Source organism: Corallococcus sp. AB032C (assembly GCF_003668935.1).
GTDB classification, from domain to species: Bacteria; Myxococcota; Myxococcia; order Myxococcales; family Myxococcaceae; genus Corallococcus; species Corallococcus exiguus.
This window is the reverse complement of record NZ_RAWP01000119.1, coordinates 23,389-29,613: the sequence shown is the minus strand read 5'-3', so window position 1 is coordinate 29,613 and position 6,225 is coordinate 23,389. Positions and strand designations below refer to the sequence as shown.

At 72.4% G+C, this 6,225-nt stretch carries 1 protein-coding gene (only partly in view); it reads left to right on the top strand.

Going from position 1 to position 6,225, the window contains the following annotated elements; genetic code table 11:
• The first annotated feature begins 9 nt into the window (after positions 1 to 9).
• Positions 10 to 6,225, top strand: partial view of a non-ribosomal peptide synthase/polyketide synthase gene (locus D7X99_RS35260; RefSeq protein ID WP_304997927.1) — the 5' portion only. It continues 22,713 nt past the right edge of the window; the window shows 6,216 of its 28,929 coding nt (coding positions 1-6,216); the start codon lies at positions 10 to 12; the stop codon falls past the right edge of the window.

The following is a 6,225-nucleotide window of genomic DNA, read 5'->3' as shown; positions in this document are numbered from 1 at the left end:
CGTCAGCGGCTGGCGGAGTCGCACGAGGTGCAGGCGCACGCGGTGGTGCTCATCGAGCCGGGCAGCCTGCCCAAGACGTCCAGCGGCAAGGTGCAGCGTCACGCGTGCCGAGCGGCCTTCCTCGCGGAGACATTGCAGGAGGTGACAGCGTGGCGGGCGGAGGGCTCCCACTCCTCCGCTGCACCCCCATCGTCGGCCGAGGCTCCCCTGCCCTCTGTTCCAGCGATTGCCTTGGTTGAAGCTGGGCCGAAGGCGGAAGCGGCGCTGCCTGAGAAGCCGGACGCGGAAGCATTGGCCGCATGGCTGCACGACGTCGTGGCCCGGCACGTGCGCATGCGCCGTGAGGACATCGACGTCGATGCTCCGGTGACTCGCTACGGGCTGGACTCGTTGGGCGCGGTGGAACTGGCGCACGAAGTGGGCGCTGGCACCGGGCTGACGGTGCCCATGGAGTGGCTGCTCCAGGGGCCGAGCATCACGTCCCTGGCGCACAGGCTGGCCTCCCTCCGTGACGCGGCGGGCCCCGCGCCTCTTCGCGGAAACGTGGGCGGCGACCGCGAGGCGTCCTCTTCGCAGGCCCGGTTGTTCTTCCTGTCCCGGTACGCCCCCGGCGATGTGTCCTACAACCTGCCCGCCGCCGTGCGCCTGGGGGGCGAACTGGATGTGACCGCGCTGGAGGGCAGCCTCGTGGCCCTCGCGGCCCGGCATGAAGGACTGCGGACCTCCTTCCGCGAGGCCCCGGGGCAGCCCCGGCAGGTCATCGCGCCGGACGCATCCCTGCCGCTGGCGCGCGTGTCACTGGAGTCCCTGCCCGCCAACGCCCGCGAAGCCGAGGCGCTCCGCCTGGCCCACGAAGAGGCCCGCCGCCCGTTCGACCTGGAGCGCGGACCGCTGGTGCGCGCCACGCTCCTCACGCTGGATGCGCGGACCCATGTGCTGGTGCTCGTCATGCACCATGCCGTGTCGGACGCCACGTCCATGGCGGTGCTGGTGCGCGAGGTCTCCGCCCTCTACTCGGCGCTGCGCGAAGGCCGCCCGTCGCCCCTGCCCGCCCTGCCCCTCGACTACGCCGACGCCGCCGACTGGCAGCGGGACGCGCTGGACGGCGCCGCGCTGGAGTCGCGGCTGGACTACTGGCGGACGCAGCTCGCCGGTGCTCCCCAATTGCTGGAGCTGGCCACGGATCGGCCGCGTCCCTCGCGGCGTGGGTCCGCGGGCGCTCGGGTCCCGGTGGTGCTGGAGGCTGGCCTCGCGAACTCCGTCCGGACGCTGGCGGAGCGCGAAGGCGTCACTCCGTTCATGGTCCTGCTCGCGGCCTTCCAGACCGTGCTCGCCCGCCGCGCGGGACAGGACGACATCTGCGTGGGCACGGCCATCGCGGGCCGGCAGCGCGCGGAGTTCCAGGGGCTCGTCGGCCTCTTCGTCAACTCGCTGGTCCTTCGCACGCGACTGTCTGGCGCGCCTTCGTTCCGGGAGCTCCTGGGCCGCGTGCGGGAGACGGCGCTGGGTGCGTACGCGCACCAGGACGTGCCCTTCGAGCGGGTCGTGGAGGCGCTCCGGCCTCCTCGTGAACTGGGGCACACGCCGCTGTTCCAGGTGATGTTCAACCTCCAGGGCGCGCGCGTGGACGCGCCCGTCCTGCAGGGGCTCCAGTCCCGGCTCCTGGACGTGCACACCGGCACGTCCATGTTCGACCTCACGCTGTCGCTGGCGGAGTCACCCCAGGGCTTCGAGGGCTGGCTGGAGTACGCCACGGAGCTGTTCGACGCCGGCACCGTGGCGCGGCTGGCCGGTCACTTCCGCGTGCTGCTGGAGGCCGCCATCGCGGCCCCGGAGACGTCCATCCACGAGCTGCCCTGGATGACGGACGCGGAGCGCCACCAGGTGCTCACCGCGTGGAACGACACGGCCCGGGACTACCCCTCCGGCAGCACCCTCCCCGAGCAGTTCGCGCTCCAGGTCGCCCGGACTCCGGACGCCATCGCCGTGGAGGACGGGGATCTTCGCCTGACGTACGCGCAGCTGGAGGCGCGGGCCAATCCGCTCGCGCACTTCCTCCGCGCTCGGGGCGTGGGCCCGGACGTGCCGGTGGCGGTGTGCATGGAGCGCTCCGTGGACTTCGTCGTCTCGGTGCTCGCAATCCTCAAGGCGGGCGGCGCCTATGTGCCGCTGGATGCGTCGTACCCCGCGCAGCGGCTGGCGCTCATGATGGAGGACGCCCGGCCCCGGATGCTGCTCACCACGCGCGCGCTGCGTGAGCGGCTGCACGTGCCGGACGCGACCCTGGCCTGCTTCTTCGTGGACGCGCTGTCGCTCGATGATCAGCCTGTCACCGCGCCGGAAGTCACCGTGGGGCCTCGCAACCTGGCCTACGTCATCTTCACCTCCGGCAGCTCCGGCCGTCCCAAGGGGGTGGCCTCCGAGCATCGTGGCGTGCTGCGCCTCGTGCACGCCGAGCCCTACTCGCGCGTCGGTCAGCGCGAAACGGGCATGCTCTTCGCGCCGTTGTCCTTCGACGGCTCCGTGATGGAGCTGTGGACGATGCTGCTGCACGGCGGCCGGCTGGTCATCTTCCCCGGCAAGGTCCCCGCCGGAGACATGGACACGCTCGCGCGCGTGGTGGAGCGCCACGCGGTCAGCTTCGCCCACCTGACGTCGGGGCTCTTCTCGCAGTTGGTGGAGCACCGGCTGGACATCCTCGGACGGCTGCGCGCAGTGCACGTGGCGGGCGACGTCATCTCCGCCCCGCATGTGCGCCGCGCGGTGGAGTTCCTGGGCCGGACCGTCATCAACGCCTACGGCCCCAGTGAATGCTCCGTGGCCGCCTCGTTCTTCACGGTGGAGCGGCCAGAGCAGGCGGGCGCGTCGGTGCCCATTGGCGCGCCGCTCGCGAACACCACGGCGTACGTGCTGGACGCGCGGCTCCAGCCGGTGCCGGTGGGCGTGCCGGGGGAGCTGTTCCTCGGCGGGGATGGCGTGGTCCGGGGCTACGTGTCGCGGCCGGACCTCACGGCGGAGCGCTTCGTGCCGGATACGTACGGCGCGCAGCCTGGCGCACGGCTGTACCGCTCGGGCGACCGGGTCCGCTGGCGCGAGGATGGGACGCTGGACTTCCTGGGCCGCACGGACCACCAGGTGAAGGTGCGCGGCTTCCGCATCGAGCTTCCGGAAGTGGAAGCCGCCCTGCGCGAGCTGCCCGAAGTGCACGAGGCCGCGGCGGTGGTGCGCGAGGACGTCCCCGGCGACAAGCGGCTCGTCGCCTACGCGATGCCGCGCCCGGGTCAGGTGCTGGAGCCCACGCGGCTGCGAGAGGCCCTGCGCCGCAAGCTCCCCGACTACATGGTGCCGTCGCTGTTCGTGGCGCTCCCCACCCTGCCCCTGAACCCCAGCGGCAAGGTGGACCGCAAGGCCCTGCCCGCTCCGGACTCGGAGGTCACCGGCCGGCGTGAGCGCTACGTGGCGCCCTCCCATCCACTGGAGGAACGGATCGCCTCCACGTGGTCCCGCGAACTCGGGGCCGACCGGGTGGGTACGCAGGACCACCTGTTCAACGACCTGGGTGGCACGTCGCTGTCCGTGATGCGGCTCGCCTCGCGCTTGAAGGAGACGCTGGGCCGCGATGTGCCCGTGGTCTGGTTGTTCGAGCACCCCACGGTGGAGTCGCTCGCCCAGCGGCTGGAGCACGAGTCGCAGGGAGCACCCGTGCCGTCGCCCACCGCGCCCGGCCACCGTCCGCGCGAGGCGTCGAAGCCTGGCGCCTCCGGGTCCATCGCCATCGTCGGCATGGCGGGCCGCTTCCCCGGAGCGGGAACGGTGGAGGCGTTCTGGCGGAACCTGCGCGAGGGCGTGGAGTCCATCACGCGCTTCACCCCCGAGGAACTGGAGCACCTGCCCTCCCTGCCGGAGGGGTTCGAGCTCTGGTACCACCCGGCGTTCGTCCCGGCCGCGGGTGTCCTGGAGGACGTGGAGGGGTTCGACCACGCGTTCTTCGACATGTCGCTGCGCGAGGCGCAGTTCACGGATCCGCAGCAGCGGCTCTTCCTCCAGACGGCGTGGGCCGCGCTGGAGGACGCGGGCGTCAATCCGGAGCGCTACCCCGGCGCCATCTCGCTGTACGCGGGCGCGGCGGCCTCTGGATACGCGGAGGCCGTGCGGCAGGCGATGCCGCTGGACGCGGCGTCCTTCTTCGAGCTGAACGGCACCGCCACCCACGAGAGCCTGCCGACGAAGGCGTCCTTCAAGCTGGGGCTCACGGGTGAGAGCACGTTGCTCTACACCGCGTGCTCCACGGGTCTGGTGGCCGTGCACCTGGCCTGTCAGAGCCTGCGGACGGGGCAGTCCGACGTGGCGCTCGCGGGGGCCTCGCGGCTGTCGCTGCCGCAGCGCACGGGCTACGTGGCGCAGGAGGGCCTCATCTTCTCCCCGGACGGCCACTGCCGTGCGTTCGACGCTCGGGCCCAGGGGACGCTGCCCGGGAACGGCGTGGGCACGGTGGTGCTCAAGCGTCTGGAGGACGCGGTACGGGATGGGGACGCCATCTACGCCGTCATCCGGGGCTCGGCGCTCAACAACGATGGCAAGAACAAGTCCGGCTTCACCGCGCCCAGCGTGCAGGGACAGGCAGCGGTGGTGTCCCAGGCGTTGGCCAACGCAGGCGTGGCACCGGAGGCCGTGGGCTACGTGGAGGCCCATGGCACCGCGACGCCGCTGGGGGATCCGATTGAAGTGGCGGCGCTGACCCGTGCGTACGGCCTGGGCGTGGAGCACCGGGGACGCATCGCGCTGGCGTCGCTGAAGACGAACGTGGGGCACCTGGACACGGCCGCGGGACTGGCGGGCCTGATGAAGGCCGCGCTGTCGCTGCACCACGGTGAGATTCCCCCCAGCCTCCACTTCGAGAAGCCCAACCCGCAGATCGACTTCGACGCGGGTCCTTTCTTCGTCAACACCAGGTTGCGGTCGTGGCCTCGGAGCGAGACGCCTCGCTTCGCCGCGGTCAGCTCCTTCGGCATTGGTGGCACCAATGCCCACGCCATCCTCGAGGAAGCTCCCATGCGGCAGAGTGGTTCGACCACGCGTTCCCACCAGCTCGTCGTGCTGTCCGCGCGCTCGCCGGAGGCGCTGGAGGCGGCGGCGCGGCGGTTGGAGGCGGCGGGCGTCGGGGACTCGGCGCTGGCGGATCTGGCGTTCACGCACGCCGTGGGTCGCAAGGCGTTCGAGTACCGCCGCGCGGTGGTGGTGACGGGCGCGGAGGACCTGGCGCGGCAGCTCCAGAAGCCGGTGACGCTGGCGAAGAGCCCGGGCAAGGCGCCGCGCGTGGCGTTCGTGTTCTCCGGGCAGGGTTCGCAGCGGCTGGCCATGGGGCGTGAGCTGGCGGAGGCGTCGCCGCTGTTCCGCGCGCACCTGGATGCGTGCCTCGCGTTGCTGGACGCGCCGCTGCGGGCGCGGGTGTCGGCCGTGCTGACGCCCGAGGCCGATGCTTCGGCGGACCTCGCGGACACGCGCGTGGCGCTGCCCGCGTTGTTCAGTGTGCAGGTGGCGCTGGCTCGGATGTGGCGGGACCTGGGCGTCACGCCGTCCGCGGTGATGGGTCACAGCTTCGGTGAGTACGCGGCGGCGTGCATCGCGGGGGCGCTGTCGGTCGAGGACGGTATGCGCCTCGCGGTGGCTCGTGGGGAGCTGATGCACCGGATGCCGCCGGGCGCGATGCTCGCGGTGGCCCTGCCCGTGGAGCGCGTGCAGCCGTTGCTGTCGGGCCGGCTGTCGGTGGCGGCGGTGAACGCTCCGGACCGCTGCGTGGTGTCCGGGCCGGTGGAGGAAGTGGAGCGGCTGGAGGCCGAGCTGAAGGCCCAGAAGGCCGGTGCGGTGCGCATGCCCGCGCCGCACGCGTTCCACTCCGCGGACGTGGAGCCGTTGATGCCGGAGCTGGCGCGCGTGGTGGGCACGCTGCGCTGGTCGGAGCCAGCGGTGCCGTACGTGTCCAGCCTCACGGGGGCGCTGGCCAGGCCGGGACAGCTCGCGGCGCCGGACTACTGGACGGAGCAGATGCGCCAGCCGGTGCGCTTCACCCGCGCGGTGGAGGCGCTCCAGGCGGAAGGCTGCACGGTGTTGCTGGAGGTGGGACCGGGACAGGACGTGACGCCGCTGGTGCGCGCGAACCTGGCCCGGCCCGAAGGCGGCGGATCCCCCGTCCACGCGCTGGCGTCGCTGCGGGTGGGCGGGAAG